Origin of the sequence: Micromonospora sp. DT31 (assembly GCF_049841795.1) — a bacterium.
Lineage (GTDB): Bacteria > Actinomycetota > Actinomycetes > Mycobacteriales > Micromonosporaceae > Micromonospora.
This window is the reverse complement of record NZ_JBNCKZ010000029.1, coordinates 21,552-38,735: the sequence shown is the minus strand read 5'-3', so window position 1 is coordinate 38,735 and position 17,184 is coordinate 21,552. Positions and strand designations below refer to the sequence as shown.

17 protein-coding genes and 1 pseudogene are annotated in these 17,184 nt (G+C 72.1%); 9 read left to right on the top strand and 9 right to left on the bottom strand.

Annotation, left to right across the window (positions count from 1 at the left end; translation table 11 throughout):
* The coding region (locus ACLQ2X_RS27355) for an RICIN domain-containing protein (RefSeq protein ID WP_425683963.1) at positions 1 to 690 on the bottom strand (690 nt) is incomplete at its 3' end.
* Positions 691 to 918: 228 nt separating this feature from the next.
* Here ACLQ2X_RS27355 and ACLQ2X_RS27350 point away from each other — a divergent pair.
* Positions 919 to 1,173: pseudogene (locus ACLQ2X_RS27350) on the top strand (class I SAM-dependent methyltransferase); the annotation flags it as partial.
* Between the two features lie 100 nt (positions 1,174 to 1,273).
* Complete coding sequence (locus ACLQ2X_RS27345) at positions 1,274 to 2,317, top strand: P1 family peptidase (protein ID WP_425683962.1); 1,044 nt, start codon at positions 1,274 to 1,276, stop codon at positions 2,315 to 2,317.
* Between the two features lie 50 nt (positions 2,318 to 2,367).
* On the opposite strand, the gene ACLQ2X_RS27340 is transcribed toward ACLQ2X_RS27345, so the two are convergent.
* The 8 genes from ACLQ2X_RS27340 to ACLQ2X_RS27305 all read right to left on the bottom strand — a co-directional run bounded on the left by ACLQ2X_RS27340 (position 2,368) and on the right by ACLQ2X_RS27305 (position 10,576).
* Positions 2,368 to 3,282, bottom strand: a complete 915-nt coding sequence (locus tag ACLQ2X_RS27340) for a MerR family transcriptional regulator (protein WP_425683961.1) — start codon at positions 3,280 to 3,282, stop codon at positions 2,368 to 2,370.
* A gap of 60 nt (positions 3,283 to 3,342) precedes the next feature.
* A complete protein-coding gene (locus ACLQ2X_RS27335; protein WP_425683960.1) occupies positions 3,343 to 3,987 on the bottom strand; it encodes a pyridoxine/pyridoxamine 5'-phosphate oxidase in 645 nt (214 codons plus the stop codon).
* Positions 3,984 to 4,733, bottom strand: coding sequence for a class I SAM-dependent methyltransferase (locus ACLQ2X_RS27330; protein ID WP_425683959.1), 750 nt, complete (start codon positions 4,731 to 4,733; stop codon positions 3,984 to 3,986). Before ACLQ2X_RS27330 ends, ACLQ2X_RS27335 begins: the two co-directional genes overlap by 4 nt.
* A gap of 61 nt (positions 4,734 to 4,794) precedes the next feature.
* Positions 4,795 to 5,733 carry a glycosyltransferase family 2 protein gene (locus ACLQ2X_RS27325; RefSeq protein ID WP_425683958.1) on the bottom strand — a complete coding sequence of 313 codons (939 nt, stop codon included), beginning with the start codon at positions 5,731 to 5,733 and terminating at the stop codon, positions 4,795 to 4,797.
* An 85-nt stretch (positions 5,734 to 5,818) separates the two neighbouring features.
* Positions 5,819 to 6,460 carry a PIG-L deacetylase family protein gene (locus ACLQ2X_RS27320; RefSeq protein WP_425683957.1) on the bottom strand — a complete coding sequence of 214 codons (642 nt, stop codon included), beginning with the start codon at positions 6,458 to 6,460 and terminating at the stop codon, positions 5,819 to 5,821.
* Positions 6,460 to 7,275, bottom strand: a complete 816-nt coding sequence (locus ACLQ2X_RS27315) for a sugar phosphate nucleotidyltransferase (RefSeq protein WP_425683956.1) — start codon at positions 7,273 to 7,275, stop codon at positions 6,460 to 6,462. Before ACLQ2X_RS27315 ends, ACLQ2X_RS27320 begins: the two co-directional genes overlap by 1 nt.
* Positions 7,272 to 8,867, bottom strand: coding sequence for an FAD/NAD(P)-binding protein (locus tag ACLQ2X_RS27310; RefSeq protein WP_425683955.1), 1,596 nt, complete (start codon positions 8,865 to 8,867; stop codon positions 7,272 to 7,274). The genes ACLQ2X_RS27315 and ACLQ2X_RS27310 overlap by 4 nt, the downstream gene beginning before the upstream one ends.
* Positions 8,867 to 10,576 (bottom strand): glycosyltransferase family 2 protein, encoded by a 1,710-nt coding sequence (locus ACLQ2X_RS27305; RefSeq protein WP_425683954.1) that lies wholly within the window; start codon positions 10,574 to 10,576, stop codon positions 8,867 to 8,869. The genes ACLQ2X_RS27310 and ACLQ2X_RS27305 overlap by 1 nt, the downstream gene beginning before the upstream one ends.
* Before the next feature lie 249 nt (positions 10,577 to 10,825).
* On the opposite strand from ACLQ2X_RS27305, the gene ACLQ2X_RS27300 reads away from it, so the two are divergent.
* From ACLQ2X_RS27300 to ACLQ2X_RS27270, 7 genes are read left to right on the top strand one after another with little or no spacing between them, the layout of a single operon-like run.
* Positions 10,826 to 11,791 (top strand): thiamine pyrophosphate-dependent dehydrogenase E1 component subunit alpha, encoded by a 966-nt coding sequence (locus tag ACLQ2X_RS27300; protein ID WP_425683953.1) that lies wholly within the window; start codon positions 10,826 to 10,828, stop codon positions 11,789 to 11,791.
* Positions 11,788 to 12,804, top strand: coding sequence for an alpha-ketoacid dehydrogenase subunit beta (locus ACLQ2X_RS27295; protein WP_425683952.1), 1,017 nt, complete (start codon positions 11,788 to 11,790; stop codon positions 12,802 to 12,804). The genes ACLQ2X_RS27300 and ACLQ2X_RS27295 overlap by 4 nt, the downstream gene beginning before the upstream one ends.
* A complete protein-coding gene (locus tag ACLQ2X_RS27290; RefSeq protein ID WP_425683951.1) occupies positions 12,797 to 13,945 on the top strand; it encodes a 2-oxo acid dehydrogenase subunit E2 in 1,149 nt (382 codons plus the stop codon). Before ACLQ2X_RS27295 ends, ACLQ2X_RS27290 begins: the two co-directional genes overlap by 8 nt.
* A gap of 3 nt (positions 13,946 to 13,948) precedes the next feature.
* The gene (locus ACLQ2X_RS27285; protein WP_425683950.1) at positions 13,949 to 14,215 is read left to right on the top strand and encodes a phosphopantetheine-binding protein; all 267 of its coding nucleotides are present in this window, start codon (positions 13,949 to 13,951) and stop codon (positions 14,213 to 14,215) included.
* 26 nt (positions 14,216 to 14,241) lie between these two features.
* Complete coding sequence (locus ACLQ2X_RS27280) at positions 14,242 to 14,832, top strand: hypothetical protein (RefSeq protein ID WP_425683949.1); 591 nt, start codon at positions 14,242 to 14,244, stop codon at positions 14,830 to 14,832.
* Entirely contained in the window at positions 14,829 to 15,791 is a 963-nt protein-coding gene (locus tag ACLQ2X_RS27275; protein WP_425683948.1) for a hypothetical protein, read from the top strand. The genes ACLQ2X_RS27280 and ACLQ2X_RS27275 overlap by 4 nt, the downstream gene beginning before the upstream one ends.
* Positions 15,788 to 17,170, top strand: a complete 1,383-nt coding sequence (locus ACLQ2X_RS27270; protein ID WP_425683947.1) for a condensation domain-containing protein — start codon at positions 15,788 to 15,790, stop codon at positions 17,168 to 17,170. The genes ACLQ2X_RS27275 and ACLQ2X_RS27270 overlap by 4 nt, the downstream gene beginning before the upstream one ends.
* The last annotated feature ends 14 nt before the right edge of the window (positions 17,171 to 17,184 follow it).

Here is a 17,184-nt window from a genome sequence, read left to right as displayed (position 1 = left end):
CTGCGCCAACACACCCGTCGACGACCACCGGTACGACGACGGCAGACTGCACGTCCCACCCGGCGGCGGCGTCGTCGCCGGCGGCGGCGGTGTGGTGGGGTTGCCCCCGCCGTCGACCCGGACGAGCTGCCACTGCTGGTTGGCGCCGTTCCAGTCGTCGTACTGGACGATGCTGCCGCCGTCGGCGGTCGAGGCGCCCTGCACCTCCACCACCCTGTTGCTGTTCCGGTTGATCAGCCGGACGTAGCCGCTGTCCGAGTCGGCCAGCCGGAACTGCTGGTTGGTCCCGTTGGAGTCGGACCACTGCACGATGTTGCCGCCGTTGGCGGTGGACCAGTTGTAGACGTCGAGCACCTTGCCGGACAGTCGCGACTTCAGCCGGTAGTAGCCGCCGCCGGAGTCGACGAACTGCCACTGCTGCTGGTTGCCGTCGTTACGCGCCCACTGGACGATCCGCGCGCCGTCGTTGGTGGCCAGGTTGTAGACGTCGAGCGCCTTGCCGCTGTTGCGGTTGACCAGCACGTACCAGGCGCTCGTGTCGACGGTGGCGGCCGACGCGGACGTCGGGACCACCGCTGCGGCACCGGCGCCCACCAGCAGCGCCGTCACGCCGGTGGCGACGACCCGGGGCAGCCACGAACGCCGTCGCGGCGGCGCCGCGGTCGACGGAGACCTACCGAGAGAAAACATGATCCTCCTTCAGAGAGCTGAGGCCGGGGTCGGCACGTTGTTAGCGCTAACAGGACGCCCGCGCGCTCCGGAAGTCGCCCGGTCCGGAGTCGCGGCGATCACTCGTCCGGTGAGCCGTCGGTGTCGCCGCACTACGCCATCGACTGTGAGCGATAACACGATGTTCGTCAAGTCGTAACTTTCGATGGCTGCCACCCCGGGGCGGGCCGGAGCCCATATAGTCACGCGGTGAACCCGGAGCGGGTCCGGCAGGCGTACGCCTCCGTCGCCGGCCTCTACATCGACCTGTTCGGCACCACCCGGCAGGTGCACGCCGACGACCTCGCCCTCATCGATCGCCACCTGACCGGGCGAACCGGCACGGTGCTCGACCTGGGCTGCGGGCCCGGCCACCTCACCGATCACCTGCGCTCGCGGGGCGCCGGCGTCACCGGGATCGACCTGGTGCCCGAATTCCTCACGCACCCGCGGGCGAACCACCCGCACAGCCGCCCCGCCGACGGCACGCACCGCCCACATGCCGCCCTGGCGGCGGTCGCACACTGACCGAGCCAACCCGCCCGCAACGGACGACAGGAGAACCATGGACCAGGTCGGTCGCCGCGTCCGCGACCTCGGGATCGTCGTCGGAACCCTGCCCACCGGGGCGCACAACGCGATCACCGACGTGCCCGGGGTGCTGGTCGGTCACACCACTGTCGACGACGGCGCCGACCTGCACACCGGGGTCACCGCGGTCGTACCGGGCCACCTCGGCCCCGGGCGGTGGACGCTGCCCGCGGCCGTGTACACCGGAAACGGTCACGGGAAGCTCGTCGGCTCCACCCAGGTGGACGAGTTCGGCGTGCTGGAGTCGCCTGTCGTCCTGACCGCCACACTGTCCGTATTCCGGGCCGCCGACGCGCTGCTCGGATACCTGATGGACCGCCGGCCCGAAGGACTGTCGTTCAACCCCCTGGTCGGCGAGACCAACGACGGCTATCTCTCGGACATCCGCCGCCGGCCGGTCACCCGGGCACACGTCCTGGCCGCTCTCACCGGAGCATCCGACGGGCCGCCGGAAGAGGGATGCGTCGGTGCCGGCGCCGGCACCACGGCCCTGGGCTTCAAGGCCGGCATCGGCACGTCGTCCCGGACGGTACGGATGGCCGGCCGCTCCGCGACGGTAGGCGCTCTCGTGCAGTCCAACTTCGGCGGGACCCTCACCGTCCTCGGCGTGCCGCTGCCCGTCGAGGAACTGGTGCCGGACGCCGACCGGACCGCACCACCCGGCAACTCGTGCATGATCGTGGTCGCCACCGACGTACCGCTGGACGCCCGGCAACTCGGCCGCGTGGCCCGGCGGGCGATCTTCGCGATGGCTCGGGTCGGCGCGTCCTTCAGCAGCACCAGCGGCGACTACGCGATCGCGTTCGGCACGTCGCAGGAGGCACCCATCCCCGACAGCGAGATCGACCCGGTCTTCGCCGCCGTCCTCGACACGGTCGAGGAAGCGCTGCTCAACTCGCTGTTCACGGCGGTCACCACCACCGGCGTACGCGGGCGGACCAGCCACGCGGTGCCACACCGGTCGGTGCTCGAACGGCTGTCGGCGGCGGGCCGAGCACCCGCCGTCCGCGCCGGGTAGCGGGTGGCCGTTCGACGACGCGGCACAGTTGCCCGCCTGGCGGTGTCCGGTCAGCCCGTCGGTGGACCGAATCCGGTAGCGCGGCGCTGGGTGAGCCAGCGCATGACGTCGAGCGGATGCGAGGCCGCATCCGGGATCGGGTGGAAGACGTGTTCCACCACGTCGTCGGTCACCACCAGGGTGAGCCGCTCGTAGAGGGCCAGCCCGCCGTCGTTACGGGTGGGCAGGCCGGCCGCCGCCGCGAGGGCCAGCTTCGGGTCGGGGATCAGCGGGTACGGCAGCCGCAGACGGTGTGCCAACTCACGCTGGTAGCCGGTCGCCTGGGCGGACAGTCCGTACACCCGGGCGGCCCCCGCGGCGAGCAGTTCCGCGTGGTGGTCGCGCAGCCAGGTGGCCTGGTCGGTGCTGGCACGCGCACCGTGCACCTCCAGCAGCCCGCGGGGCAGGTCCACACCCGGCCGCCCGGTCAGCGGATACACGAACACGACCGTACGTCCGCAGCCGAGTGCTCCCAGGTCGACGGGGTGGCCGTCGCTGGCGTAGATGGTCAGGCGCGGCAGGCGCGTACCGACGAAGGTGGCGGGGTTGGCGTCGCCGGCCGGCACGTCGGTGACGACCTGGCGGGCGGCCGCGTCGATGCGGGCGTCGAGGGCGTCGCGCTGGGCGGTCAACTCGTCGATGCGCCTCTGCATCCCGGTCACGGTGCCGCGGAAGGTGGCCAGGCTGGCGGCGCACAGGTCACCGTCGGAGCCGTCCGCGATCGACTCGACGAAGGGGCGCGTCTCCTCGACCGACAGCCCCAGCGCCATGAGTTCCCGGATCTGGGCGACCTGCCGCACGGCGACCGGCTCGTACTCGCGGTAGCCGTTGCCCAGGCGGCGGGGGACCACGAGCCCCGCCGACTCGTAGTAGCGCAACGCGCGGACGGTCGTCCCGGTCCGCCGCGCCAGCTCACCCACCCGCATGCCGCGACCCTAAACCCACACCCTCGGGTACGGGTCAAGCCTCGTCGCGCAGGGCCACCGTCACGGCCAGAGCATGCCGTGAATCCAGCCGGCGTCGGTGCGGGTGTATCGCAGCCGGGTGTGCTTGCGCTGCCTGTCGGCCTGCCAGAACTCCACCTCGTCGGCGACGAGTGTGTGCAGCGTCCACTGCGGCACCACGAGGCGGGGGTGGTCGGCGATCCGCTCGGCGGCCCGCTCCACCGCGGCGTCGAGCGTCCCACGATCGGGCAGCGGCCGGCTCTGGCGGCCGATCGACGCCTCGGCGCGGGAACCCGGCGGCCGGGCGAGGAAGTCGGCGGCGCTGCGGTCCGCGGGCTCGCGGCGGACGGGCCCACGGACGCGGATCTGGCGGCCCCGCGCCGGCCAGTAGAAGGTGAGGGCAGCGGCCGGGTGCCGGGCGAGTTCCTGACCCTTGGGGCTGTCGGCGTGCACGGCGAACTGCCACCCGTGCTCGTCGACGTTCTTGACGATGAGGACCCGCGCGGACGGGACACCGTCGACCCCGACGGTGGACAACGTCATGGCATGCGGTTCCGGTACGCCCGCGTCGACCGCCTCGGTGAGCCAGACGGCGAACAGCTCGTGCGGCTGCCGCGGCGCGGCGGACGGGTCGAAGACGGGCAGGGCGGTGGCGAACACGGGCAGACCGCGCAGGAAGTCCCTCACGGCCGGCCCACGATCAGCCGCAGCGATCCGGGGAACCGCGGCTGGGCACGCAGGTGGCCGTGACGTTGCTCCCAAACCCCGGAGGTGAGGTCGGCGCGCAGACGCTCGACGGCCCGGGCCTCGACGTCGGCATCGACGAAACCCCAGGCCGACTGCGCGGCCCGCACCCGCGGGTCCAGGAACCGCTCGGGCCGGGCGTAGTAGGCCTCGGTGAACCCGTCGACGCAGTCGATCGGGATCGGCACCTCGACGACCTCGACGGCGCGGCCGACCAGGTCGGCGATCATGGCGATGGCCGGGTAGCGCCGCCGCTCCGCGACGATCAGTTCGGGCGCGTACCCGGCCAGCCAGAACCGGTCGAGGGCCGCCCCGTCGAACGTCAGCACCACCACGGGGCCACGCGCGACCCGGCGCAACTCGGTCAGGCCACGTGCCGCGTCCGACCACTGGTGCACCGTCACCGTGGCCATGACCGCGTCGAACGAGTCGTCGTCGAACGGCAGACGCTCGGCGGTGGCGTCGACCGCCGGGACCGCGCCGGCCGGACGCTGGGAGCGCATGCGGGCGGACGGCTCGACCGCGACCACGTACCGGTCGGCGGGCTCGTAGGAGCCGGCGCCCGCCCCGACGTTCAGCACGGTCGTGGCATCCCCCAACGCGGCGTGGATCATCGCGGCGATGCGTGCGTCGGGTCGCCGCTGCACGGCGTACCCGTGGCCCCTGGCCTCGTAATCGAAATCCCCCATACGGCGACGCTAGACCCGCACCTCGGGGTACAGGTCAAGGGCAACCGTGGCCGGGAGCTCGTCAGGCCGGCCGGGCCGGCGCGGTCGGCGACTGCGCCAGGATCTCCCGGACCAGCGCGTGCTGCCCTTCGCGTTCCAGCGTGACGGCCAGCCGCCGCAGGAAGCGTGCGGTGAGGTCCGGAGCGGCCGACGGATCGAGCCTGCCCCGGTCGATCGCGATCCGCATGGCCTGCTGGAACCCGTCGGTCTCGACCTCCGCCTTGCGCCTGTAGTAGTCGTCACCGATCCGGCTGCGGTCGGCCGATCCCCGGGTCCCCTGCGGGATCCGGTAGCGGGCCGGGGTGTCCGGCAGGAAGGCGAACGCGGAGCCGCCGGCCGACATGCGCAGCCAGGCGTGGGCGTCCTCACAACCGCGTTCCTCGGGGAACGGGTGGGCGAGGGCGAGCGGGGTGCGCACCGCCACCGTGGAGGTCAGCGTCGTGTAGCCGACCGTGGTGCCGATCGGCATCCACGCGCCGGCTCCCTGCACCGGCGTCTCGTGCGACTGGAGGATCTCCGCGACCGAGGGCGTCAGTCGCGATACCGGAACGGGCTGGTCGTGTTCGTCGATGACCAGGAAGGTGCTGTAGACGAAGTCGACGTCGGGGCGTTCCGCGAACAGCCGCCTGGTCCGCTCCAGGCGCTGCGGGTGGGCGATGTCGTCGGCGTCCTGGAACAGCACGAACTCGCAACCCTGGCGGTGCGCCCACCGCACCCCCAGGTTGCGGCCGGCGCCCTGGCCCTGGTTGACGTCCTGGCGCAGGAGGACGATCCGGTCCGGCGCCAGCCCGGTCAGGTTCCGCAGGTGCTCGCGCGCCGTCGGATCGGGGGAGGCGTCGTCGACGATGGCCAGGAGCCAGTCGTCGTCGGTCTGGTCCACCACCCCCCGTACCGTCCGGTCGAGATGGTCCGCGGCTGCCGGCGAGTCGCCGAGATAGGAGGTGATGAAGGCGGCGGGCATGACGAGCTCCTCGGTCTGGTGAGTGGACACGGCTCACGGAGGTTGTCGGGCGAGACCCGGCGGCGGCCTCCGGGACGTGGCTCCCTCAACCGTCTTCTCCCAACCGGAGGGTGATCTTGTCGACGTCGAACGCCTCGGCGTACCGGGACCGGCACTCCATGCCGCGCAGCCGGGCCAGGCCGAGGAACACCTCGTCGTCCCACCAGTCCCGGGACTTCTGGGATGGGAAGCACCGCGAGAGCAGCTCGACCTTGCGCCGGGCCGTCCACGCGGTCATGGGGACGTAGACCCGGCGCCCGGTCAGGTCACCGTCCCACTTGGGGATCTCGAAGTGCAGAATCAGGGCATCCCGAAAGGCCGTGGGCACCAGGTCGCCGAGCAACCGGTGGTCCTGGTGCCGGTCGTCGCGGGCCGGAGCCAGAACCAGGTCGGCCGCGCCGGAGCGGGCCGCGGCCTCGACGATGGCCTTGACCTCGCCCCAGTACGCGGGTAGTCGGCCGTCCGGGAAGCTGTGCAGGTCGTACGACACGTCGGCGTCGGGCAGGAACGCGGCCGCGGCGGCACGTGCCTCGGCGTGCCGCTCCGGCGTGCCGGTGCAGGTCACGTACCGGACCCGCACCCCCGGAGGCAGGCCGAGCAGCAGCCCGCCGGCCCCGATCTCGATGTCGTCGGGATGGGCGCCGATCGCCACGACGGACCGCACCCGATCCAGGGACAGGGACCGCATCAGCCGTTCACCAGCACCCCGCGCGTCTCGGCAGCCGAGCGGCGGTGGTCCCACAGCATCCACGGGCACGTGCCGCGCTGGTACATGTCCAGCAGCTCAGCGCGGTCCTTGAACGTGTCGACGGCCCGCCAGAATCCGGTGTGCCGTTGGGCGAGCACCGAACCGGTGGGAATCAGCCGGTCCAGGGCGTGGGGCACCAGGTCCTCACCGGACCACAACACGTCGAATATCTCGGGGCGGAAGAGAAAGTAGCCGCCGTTCTCCCACTGGGCCAGATCCCGGACCGGTTGGATGCCGGTGACGGCGCCGGAGGCCGCGACGTGGACGACGTGGTGGGTGGAGACCGGTGGGACGGCGAGCAGGCTCGCCGTGGCCGAGGCGCACCGGAACCGGTCGACGAGGACGGAAAGGTCGGCATCGGTCAGGGTGTCGGCGTAGTTGGCGAGGAACATCGGATCGTCGGCGACGTGCTCGCGGACGCGCATGAGCCGCTCTCCCACTGTGGAATGCGGGCCGGTGTCGATGAAGGTGATGTTCCAGTCGGTGATGTCCGTCGAGAAGAGCCGGATGTCGCGCCCGTTGACGAGGCTGAAGTCGTTCGACCGGGTCTCGTCGTAGCGCAGGAAGTAGTCCTTCACCGCGTTCGCCCCGTAGCCGAGGCACAGGACGAAGTCGGTGAAGCCGAAATGGGCGTAGTAGCGCATCACATGCCACAGGAGCGGCCGATCGCCGATCATGACCATGGGCTTCGGGGTGGCGTCGTCCTCGCCACGCATCCGCTGGCCCCGACCGCCGCAGAACAGTACGACTTTCATCGACGCACACCTCTCTGGGGCCGGCCTGACGCGTCCGCGCTCAGCCTCGTGCGGATCTCGTTGGCCACCCGGCCCGCCAGCGCGTGGATCCGCGGGACGTTCTCGAGCGACCAGATCTGGTCGGTGCCACGGGAGGTGCCGGCGAGCAGCGGTCCGTGGACGAACAGCCCCGGCGCCGCTTCGAGTCGCTCGTTGACGGCGATCCCACGGCCCGACGGGTTGGCGGTGACGGTGCCGGAAGCGAGCAGATCAGGCAGGAGTGGACCGGCCGCGGAACCGACGTCGGTGAACCCGCGGCAGTCGACGACCGCCGCCGCCGGCAGGCGGGCCTCGCCCGTCGTGACCACAAGCTCATCGGCCGTGCCTGGCGCGACGTCCGCCACGGTGGCCCGGTGGAGGGTGAGCCGGCCGGCCGCGGTGAGCCGGCGGATCGACCGGGCGTAGTCGGTCGAGGTGTGCCGGATCGTCCGGCGGTACCGGGCCGAGTCGACCTCCACGAACCGCCGGAACTGCGTCGGTGGCAGCAGCGGAAGGACGGTGTTGAACGCCGCGCCGAGGGCCGGCAACATGTCCACGATGGTGTAGCCGCGGCGCCGACCGTCCGCCACGTCCCCGATTACGGCGTCGACGAGCGCCGCCGAGGACGGCACCTCGTCCCCCGACGACCAGGTGGCCGCGAGTGCGCAGAGCGCTCGGGACGCGAAGGGCTCGGCGATGCCCGAGGGGAGCCCGTCCGGGAGACGGCCGCCCCGGGAGATCACCAGGATCTCGGTGGCGGCGGTGCCCTCCAGGAGGTACAGCACCTCGCACGCCGCCGCCGCGGAGCCGAGGACCACCACCCGGTTGGTGCCGCCACGGACGGTGGCCAACACCCGGTCCAGCCGGGCGCGGAAGCCCAGCACGTCGCGCGCCTGCGCGTAGCTGAAGAACCCCGGCCGGCCCATGGCGGGCGGCGGCGGAGCCTGCGGGCTGCCCAGCCCGAGAAGCACCGTGTCCGCGACAACCGGATCGGGCACTCCGGAGACGGTCAGCAGCCAGCCTTGACGGTCCGGGCGGACCGCCCGGACCTCGCCGCCCAGCACCCGCACCGGCACGCCGAGGCCGGCGAGCAGGTGTCGCGCCGCCGCGAAGCGTTGCCTGAGGAACTCACCGAGCAGGACCCTGGGCACGAACAGGTTGTCGTACCTCCCGTCGCGGATCGGATCGGCATGCTCGGCGAGCCACGCTGCCACGAGCGGTTCCGGGTCGGCCGAGAGGTTCGCCTGCCACTGTTCGCGGTGGGTCACCAACCAGTGGCCGAAGCCGACACCGGTCGAGTCGATCGCGGCCAGCCGGTCGTTGAGCAGCAGGGCGGCGCTGGTCCCGGTGGCATGGGGTTCGCCGCCCCCGGTTTCGGCGGTGCGGTCGACGAGGACGATCTCCCACGGGACGGGGCCACCGGAGGCGGCCAACTCGTCGGCCAGGGCGGCCAGCACGGTGGCCGCCACCGGACCACCGCCGATCAGGGCCAGCCGGCGTACGCCCGAAGGCGCGGCGGGAGCCTGCCGGGGCGGCGGCGTCGGCTCGGCACGCGGTCGCACGCCCGTGGACATCAACCGACCTCTCCCGGATGTGGGTGCGCACCGACGACGGAAACGGGCTCGCCGCGGGTGGCCGGGTCCGGGACGAGCGGTGGGCGTACCAGCCGGTCCGGAGGTCCGAGCCGGCCCGCCGCCAGCTGGGCCATCACCCAGTCGACCCGGGCGGCGCCGGCGAGGATGGTTCCGGGTTCGCCGCCCGGGGCCCGTTCGAAGCGGCGCAGATAGCCGAGGAACAACGCGAGGGCCGCCGCCTGGTAGAGGGTGAAGGAGACGTTCCAGCCAACCAGCGCCGACCAGTGCGCACCGGGCCGCAGGACCCAGGCCACGCCGCCCAACGCGCCCGCGAGCAACGTCGGCAACGCCCACCGCGCCCAGTGCCGGTCCGCGCGGCCACCGTCCTTGCGGGACCAGGCGAACTCCCGGGTGCGGACCAGGATCCCGAGCGCGCCGCTGACGAGTGCCGGCATCACCCCCCAGGCGTACGCCTCAAGGTAACGCGCGCGGGTGGTGCCGCGGTGCAGTGTCACGGTGACCGCGAGGCTCAGCAGGTACCACCCGGCCCACACCGGCCCGAACATCAGGTACGGCACGGTCACCGGGCTTACGGCGGTGACCAGGATCGTCATCGGCACCAGCAGCAGACCCAACCGGGCAGGGCCGGCGAACTGGCCCAGCAGATAGCCGAGGAAACCCAGCCGGGCCCGGAACGGAAGCCCTGGGGCGCGCAGCGGTGAGTCCGGGGACCGGACGAGCAGGTCCACGGCGCCCGTGGACCACCGGCGCCGCTGGGTGTGGTATTCGCGCAGGCTGCCGGCCTCCAGCCCGAAGGCCAGTGGCTCCGGTGTGAACACGCCGGTCCATCCCCGCCCCTGCAGCCGCAACGAGGTGTGGACGTCCTCGGTGACGCTGCCCTCGGCGAAACCACCGATGTCCGCCAGCGCGGCGCGGCGCAGCACCGCGGTCGAGCCCATGAACATCGGCGCCCGGGCGCCGTTGCGGGCCACCTGCTGGCACAGGTAGAACGGGTACTGCTCGTTCCATCCGGCGGGTTCGCCGTGCATGGGTCGGAACAGGAACGACCCGGTGTTGTAGTAGGTCTGCGGGGCCTGCACGTAGGCGACCCGCGGGTCGTCGAAGTAGCCGACGACATGATCCAGCAGGTCGGGCCGGGCGATGTGGTCCGCGTCCAGGACGAGGACGAGGTCGGCGTCGGTGTGCCGGAGCCCGTTGTTGAGGTTGCCGGCCTTCGCCGACACGTTCGTCCCCCGGGGCAGATAGGTGACCCCGTGCCGGCGGCACAACCGGTCCACCTCGGGTCGCTCGACGTTGCCGAGCAGCAGGACCCGGCGGACGCCGCGGATACGACGCGCGGCGATGACCGTCGGTTCGATGATGGCGACGTCCTCCAGGTGGGTGGGCAGGAGGCAGTCGACGACGGGACGGTCCCGGCCGGCCGGTACGGGCTGCGGCAGGTACGCCCGGCGGGCGGGAAGGACGGTCGCCGCGGTGACGAGGACCGCCAGCAGGTCGAACGCCAGCGCGACGGGGCCGAGCGCGGTGGACAGGTCCGTCCAGGCGACGCGCACGACGAGGTAGGGCACCAACAGGACCAGCCAGACCCGATACAGCACCACGCGGTGCCAGGAATCCGCCAGCTGCCGGTAGCGCGCCGCACGGTCGGCGGGATCCGGTCGCGGGTCGGGTCGGAGGACTTGTCTCATGCGACCGCCTTGTTCGTCGCGGCCCGGATGGCGGCCTTCGATCCGCGGCGATCCGGTGCGCCGCACGGCCCGAAGCCAGATCAATCTCGGCGACGGCCGCTCGGGGTGTCAAGGCTGCCGGGGCAGGCAGTGGACAGGCAGAACCGGCACGAACCGGCAGGCCGGATCTGGCCACCGGAGCGGTGTAGACGCGCCGATGACCTACTCGGCAGCCTGTGGGGCACTGGCGTCGACGACGGGAGGTGGCCGATGGATACCCGATCACCGGTCTCCGGGCCGGCGACGTCGCCGGCTGCTGCTCGGCCGGAAACCCCGCCGGCGGTCCCGCTGCCGTTGGAGCCCGCCGATCTCGACATGCTCCTGCTGATCCGGCACGTCGAGCGGGCCCTGCTCAACCTGTTCGCCGCCGGTCACGTCGGCGGTACGACGCACACCTGTCTCGGGCAGGAGTACATCCCGGTGGCGCTGAACACCCTGCTGCAGCCGGCGTTCGTGTTCAGCAACCATCGGGGACACGGCCACTACCTCGCCCAGTTCGGGGACGTCGCCGGGCTGCTCGCCGAGGTGACCGGTCGCGAGGGCGCGGTGTGCGGCGGCCGCGGCGGCAGCCAGCACCTGTACCGGCCGGGCTTCTGTTCCACCGGGGTGCAGGGCGAGAACGTCCCGGCCGCTCTCGGCGCGGCGATGCACTTCCGCACCTCCGGTTCGGATTCGCTGGCGGTCGCCTACATCGGTGACGGCACGTGGGGTGAGGGTGTGGTCTACGAGGCACTCAACATGGCGCGGTTGTGGCGGGCTCCCCTGGTCGTGGTCGTCGAGAACAACGGGATCGCGCAGACCACGCCGACGTCGCAGGCCATGGCCGGGTCGATCGCCGCCCGGGTGGCGGCCTTCGACATCCGGTACGCCCGCGTGGACGTCACCTGTGTCCGCACCATCAGGACGCAGCTCGCCGACGCAATGCGGGAGACGCGTGCGGGCGCCGGTCCGTTGGTCGTGGAGTTCCGCACCCAGCGGTTGGGGCCGCACAGCAAGGGCGACGACACCCGCGACCCGGCGGTGGTACGGGAGTTGTGGGACCGGGACTGGGCGGCCCGGTACGCCGACCACTACCCCACCGCGTTCGCCTCGGCGGACGAGCGGCAACGGGACCTCGTGGCCGCGGTGACCGCCGACGTGCTCGCCCGGCCGCTCGTCGGGTCGGCCCCGGCATGAGTGGGGCCACCGCAGGTCGACGGGTTTCCGCCGGCCTGAACCACGCGCTGCACGATCTGTTCGCCGACGACGACCGGTTGTTCCTGCTCGGCGAGGACATCCTCGATCCGTCCGGTGGCGCCTTCGGGGTGACCCGCGGGCTGTCCACCGCGTTCCCGCGACGGGTGTTCGGCACGCCGATCAGTGAGGGCGGCATGACCGGCGTGGCTGCCGGCCTGGCGCTCTGTGGCGACCGGGCGATCGTCGAGGTGATGTTCGGGGACTTCATCACCCTGTGCGTCGACCCGCTGGTGAACTTCATCAGCAAGTCGGTGTCGATGTACGGGCGCCGGCTGCCGATGGGCGTGGTGGTGCGCTGTCCGGTCGGCGGCAATCGCGGCTACGGGCCGACCCACAGTCAGAATCCGCAGAAACACCTGTTCGGCGTGCCGCATCTGCAACTGCTCGAACTGTCGCCGCTGCACGACCCGCGCCGGACGCTCAGCCGTGCCCTCGCCAGCGGCGAGCCCGCCGTGTTCTTCGAGGACAAGGTGCTCTACACCACGCCCGAGTATCGGGCCGGCCGCATCGACGACTGCCTCCGGCTGGCTCCGGTGGACGAGTCGTGGATGATGGTCGACGCCGAGGCGGGTCCGGCCGACTGGTTGGTCGTGGCCCCGGGTGGACTGGTTCCCCGGCTGCTGCCGGCCATGCGTACCGCCCTGGTGGACGACGAGGTGCTGAGCCGGGCAGTCGTGCCGGACCGGTTGTGGCCGCTCGACCTGGACCCGGTGCTGCCGTTCATCGACGACGCCACCAGGGTCCTCGTCGTGGAGGACGGCGTGGCCGGGGGCGGCTGGGCCGCCGAGGTCGCCCGGGTGGTGTACGAGCGGCGATGGGGACGGCTCCGGCATCCGGTGCGGATCCTCCAGCCGCCCTGCGCCGTGATCCCGGCGGCCACGCATCTGGAGCGCGAACTGCTCGTGCAGACGGAAACCATCTACCGGGTACTCGCCGGAGGCGACCATGGCTGATCTGACCGTGCCCCGGCTCAACAGCACCGACGACACGTACGTGTTGGTGGATTGGGTCGTCGCCGCGGGCGATGCCGTAGCCGTGGGTGATGTCGTGGCGACGATGGAGACATCCAAGGCCATGACGGACCTGACGGCCGAGGCCGCGGGTTTCCTCTCCCACGAGCTGGCGCCCAAGAGCGTCTGCCGGCCGGGCGAGGTGGCCGGCCGGCTGTGGGGGACGGCCGGTGAGGCGTTGTCCCGTCCCGCGCCCGCGGGGGCGCGGGCGGAACCGGTCGCGCCGGCACCGGAGGCCGAGACGGGCCTGGTGGTTACCAGGGGCGCACGGGAACTCATGGAACGGCACGGAATCGCCGAGGCTGACATCGCGGCGCTTGGCAAGCGGGTGATCAAGCGCGGCGACGTCGAATCCCTCGTGGGCGCCGTCTCGGCGCCCAGCGTTCCGCTCCCCGCCCACCAGCGCGCGGTGGCGCAGGCGGTCAGCCTGTCGCACGCCACGATCCCGGCGGCTTTCACGGTCGTCAAGGTGTCGGCGGAGGAGGTCCGGCGCCGGCGGCGGAGCCTGGGTGAGCGGACCCGGACCGCGATCGGGGTGACCGAACTGGTGATCGTGGCCGTGGCCGCGTTGCGGGAGCGGTTCCCGATGTTCTTCGCGACGGTGCACGACGACCTCACGGTGAGCACCATGGACCGCTCGGACGTGGGTGTCACGATCGACGTCGGCCGCGGGCTCTCCATCGGTGTCGTCCACGAGGGGACCTCCGACGATCCCGCCGCGACCGCCCACCGCCTGATGACGCTTCGGCTGCGGGCGAGGCGGGGCACGCTGCGCGAGGATGATCTGGCCGGGCCCGCAATCGTCGTGTCATTGCACACCGAGCCGGGTGTCGTCCTTGCGCAACCGATCGTGCTGCCCGGCCTGACCTGCACCGTTTCCGTCGCCGGCGTGCAGCAGGAACTGCGGTTGGACGCCGACGGGCGACCCGTGGCCCACGAGTACCTCCACATCGGCGTCGCCTACGACCACCGGGTGATCAACGGCGCCGATGCGGTCTCCTTCCTCACGGCTCTGCGCGACGACCTGGAGACCCGGCCGGCGGATCCGGCCGGGCCACCGACCAGCGGAACGAACGGAGCTTGACGGATGCGCGACTGGCCGCAGGAGTTCGAAGACGTGCTGCTGCCCCACCTACCGGACCACGATCCGGCGGAGCCGCTGGACCCGGACGCCCCGCTGGGCGACGCCGGCTTGACGTCGATCGCGGTGGTGGGCCTGATGGTTGATCTGGAGAGCGCCTTCGACTTCGAGTTCGACGAGGACCGGGTGACGGCGGACACCTTCTACTCACCGCGATCGCTGTGGGCGGTGGTGGCGACGTACCGGGCCGCCGAGCCGCTTCCGGTCGACTGACCCGACTTCTACCTCCGGGGAGACAGGTGGACAACCACTCGGCACCACCGGAGCCGGAGCGTCCGCCGCTCCTGCTCGTCTGCGTCGTCGACAAGCGGCGGGCGGCCGCGTTGCGGCAGGCCGCGACGGTCGGGCGTGGCACTGTTCCGGGCCTCGAACACATCGAGGTGCGCTGCCTCGTGCCGCCGGCCGCGCCACCTCCGGGTTGGTTCCCCGCCGCGGTCGCGGACTCCGTCGACCGCCCGTACGCCCTGCTGGTGGAACCGGATCTGGCGAGCGAGGCGATCGTCCTGTCGGGGGTGGCGGAGCGCCCGTATCCGCTCGTGCAGGTGCTGGTCGCCGGCGTGCCCGCGCCCGGCGACGCCGAGCCCGGTCAACCCGCCGATGTGGCGCTGGTCGCCCTGGTGACGGAGGAGGGCCCGCTGGCCGCGGCCGTGCGGTGGCGCCGGTGGTCCACCCGCATCGTCGTCCGGGTGCTCGCCCCGGAACGGGACGCGCGACCGGATGCCGATGACGCCACGGGCGCCCTGCGGGTGGCCGCCGAGGAACTGGGTGTCCTCCCGGCCGTCATCCCCGCCGATCCGTCGCTGCGTGAGCCGGCGGGAGTGATCCGGTGACGGCGGCGGGGGTCGCCCGGTCGAGCCGCGACGCCGCGACCGACGCCGAGTTGGCCACCAGGACGGCCGAGGTGGTGTCGATGTTGAACCGCATTCCCTGGTCGGTGCGCCGGTTCGCCGTTCCGGTGAGCAGCGTGGCGCTGACCTACCGGCTGGACCGGACGGTTCTGGACGCCGCCACCGCCGCCGGCCTGCCGTGCGTGGGCACCGGTGACGACGCGCTGTACGACATGCACGACCTGACCAATCTCGCCCTGTACCTGCCACTGCGCACGCCGCAGCGGGCGGCGATGCGCTTCTGGGCACAGGTGCTCGACCGGCCGGACGGTGAGCAGCGGACCTACCGGGTCACCTACCGGGCGGCCTGCCCGTCTCCTGGTCACGGCGGGCCGTGCGCGATCACCTTCCACCAACCCGACGGAAGGTCGGTGACGGTTCCCGCGGACGGCAGTCGCCCTGTCGACCACGCCGTCGATGTCGTGCTCCGCAACGACTGGCCGGCTCTGCCCGCGCCTCTGGCCGACCTGGCGGCGGAGATGTCGGCGATCCGGTTCTTCCGGCTGCCCGACACGATCCGATGGGATGTCGGCTTCTCCACCGCCAACCTGATCGCCGACTGTGCCGGCATCGCGCGACTGTTGGCGCGCGGGGCGGCGGAGCGTGGGTGGCGGAGTCGGATCCGGTACGGGCTGATCGTGGCGCCACCGTTCTCGATGCCGCACTTCTGGGCGGAGTTCCGGATCGACGACCGATGGGTTCCCTGTGACCCTGGCCTGATCAACGGCATGGTGCGGTGGGGCGTGCTGCCCGCCGGCCGGTGGACGCCCGACCGCTCCCTGGGCGGCCTGCTGGCCGGAATCTCCTCCCACTACCGCATGGCCACCTTGCACAACGGGTTTCCCCTCGACTGTTCCTTCCCCACCCACCAGGTCCGGCGCCCGGACGGAGATCGAGCATGACGGCAGCAGCCACCGCGAGCTTTGACGGTTTGACCAGCCGGAACGGCCCGCTCACCTGGGCCCAGCGATGGTCGTGGGACGTGTTGCGGGAACTGGAGCCGAAGGAGAACCGGCTCAACATCGTCATCCGGGCGCAGGTCGCCGACGGGTGGGGCGTGGACAAGGTCCTCGCGGTGGTGAGCGATCTGGTGGGCCGGCACGAGACCCTGCGCACCACGTACCACGTCCGGCCGGACGGTGACCTCGAGCAGGCGGTGCACGGTAGCGGCACCGTTCCCGTCACGGTCCGCGAGGTGGCTGGTGACCCGGTCGACGAGGCCGTCGACGAGTTGGCCATGGAGCTGTACCGCGGTCGGTTCGAACTGGCGGTGGACCTGCCGATCCGGGTCGGCGTGGTCACCCGGGGCGGTGCGGCCGTCCGCCTCGTGATCGTCCTGTCGAACATGACCGTCGACGGGTGGGGCATCTATCTGCTGGAGCGGGAGCTGGCCGCGCGGCTGGCCGGGGACGCGGCGGCCCGCGCGCCGTGGCCTGGACAGCAGCCGCTGGACCAGGCCGCGGACGAGCGGAGCCCGGCGGGACTGCGGGTGGCGGCGGCGGGTACCCGGCACTGGGAGCGCGAGTTGGCGCGGATCGCCGACATTACGCCGCCGGGGCGGGTGCCGGCAGGTGAACGTCCGCGGTACTGGTCCGCCGAGTTCACGTCGGTGGCGCTGTCGCAAGCCGCCTACCTGGTTGCCGAGCAGCGGCGGGTTCCGCCGTCGGCGGTGCTCCTCGCGGCGGTGTCGGCGGTGCTCGGATTCCATCTCGGACAACCGTCCTGCGGCTTGTTCGTGGTGGTCAGCAACCGCTACCAGCCGGCGGTGCGCGGCACCGTGGGGAAGTTGTTCCAGTCCTCGCCGCTGTGTCTGGATCTGGATGGGGAGACGTTCGGCGATCTCGTCGAGTCGACATCCCGCCGGTTGCTGCGGGCCTCGCGATTCGGTCAGTGCGACCCGCTCCAGGTGGCTCCGCTGGTGCACGGGGACGGGCCGCACCGGGGAGCGCACCTGGCCCTGCCGGTGGTGTACGACTACCACCACCGGGAGGAGGCGGGCGCGGACCGGGTGGTGGACGGGATCGACGAGTTGCGGGCCGTCGCGGTGGAGTCGACGTTCCGCTGGCTGGACACGTTGGACGACGAGAACATGCGCCTGTACGTGCAGGTCCACGAGTTCGACGTCCGGGCTCGGGTGGTGTTCTGGATCGACACCCACTACCTGTCGCGGGCCGATCTCGCCGCGATCGTCTTCGGCACGGAGCGTCTGCTGATCGAGGCGACCGCCGGTGAGATCCCCCTCGACCGGCTCGGGGCGGTGAGCGGATTGGTCGGCAGATGATCTGCTCTCACGGC

Coding starts and splice junctions, on each gene's coding strand:
- ACLQ2X_RS27345 (WP_425683962.1), top strand. CDS start 1,274: ATGGACCAGGTCGGTCGCCGCGTCCGCGACCTCGGGATCGTCGTCGGA.
- ACLQ2X_RS27320 (WP_425683957.1), bottom strand. CDS start 6,460: ATGCGGTCCCTGTCCCTGGATCGGGTGCGGTCCGTCGTGGCGATCGGC.
- ACLQ2X_RS27325 (WP_425683958.1), bottom strand. CDS start 5,733: ATGCCCGCCGCCTTCATCACCTCCTATCTCGGCGACTCGCCGGCAGCC.
- ACLQ2X_RS27270 (WP_425683947.1), top strand. CDS start 15,788: ATGACGGCAGCAGCCACCGCGAGCTTTGACGGTTTGACCAGCCGGAAC.
- ACLQ2X_RS27340 (WP_425683961.1), bottom strand. CDS start 3,282: ATGCGGGTGGGTGAGCTGGCGCGGCGGACCGGGACGACCGTCCGCGCG.
- ACLQ2X_RS27305 (WP_425683954.1), bottom strand. CDS start 10,576: ATGAGACAAGTCCTCCGACCCGACCCGCGACCGGATCCCGCCGACCGT.
- ACLQ2X_RS27300 (WP_425683953.1), top strand. CDS start 10,826: ATGGATACCCGATCACCGGTCTCCGGGCCGGCGACGTCGCCGGCTGCT.
- ACLQ2X_RS27315 (WP_425683956.1), bottom strand. CDS start 7,275: ATGAAAGTCGTACTGTTCTGCGGCGGTCGGGGCCAGCGGATGCGTGGC.
- ACLQ2X_RS27295 (WP_425683952.1), top strand. CDS start 11,788: ATGAGTGGGGCCACCGCAGGTCGACGGGTTTCCGCCGGCCTGAACCAC.
- ACLQ2X_RS27310 (WP_425683955.1), bottom strand. CDS start 8,867: ATGTCCACGGGCGTGCGACCGCGTGCCGAGCCGACGCCGCCGCCCCGG.
- ACLQ2X_RS27290 (WP_425683951.1), top strand. CDS start 12,797: ATGGCTGATCTGACCGTGCCCCGGCTCAACAGCACCGACGACACGTAC.
- ACLQ2X_RS27285 (WP_425683950.1), top strand. CDS start 13,949: ATGCGCGACTGGCCGCAGGAGTTCGAAGACGTGCTGCTGCCCCACCTA.
- ACLQ2X_RS27330 (WP_425683959.1), bottom strand. CDS start 4,733: ATGGGGGATTTCGATTACGAGGCCAGGGGCCACGGGTACGCCGTGCAG.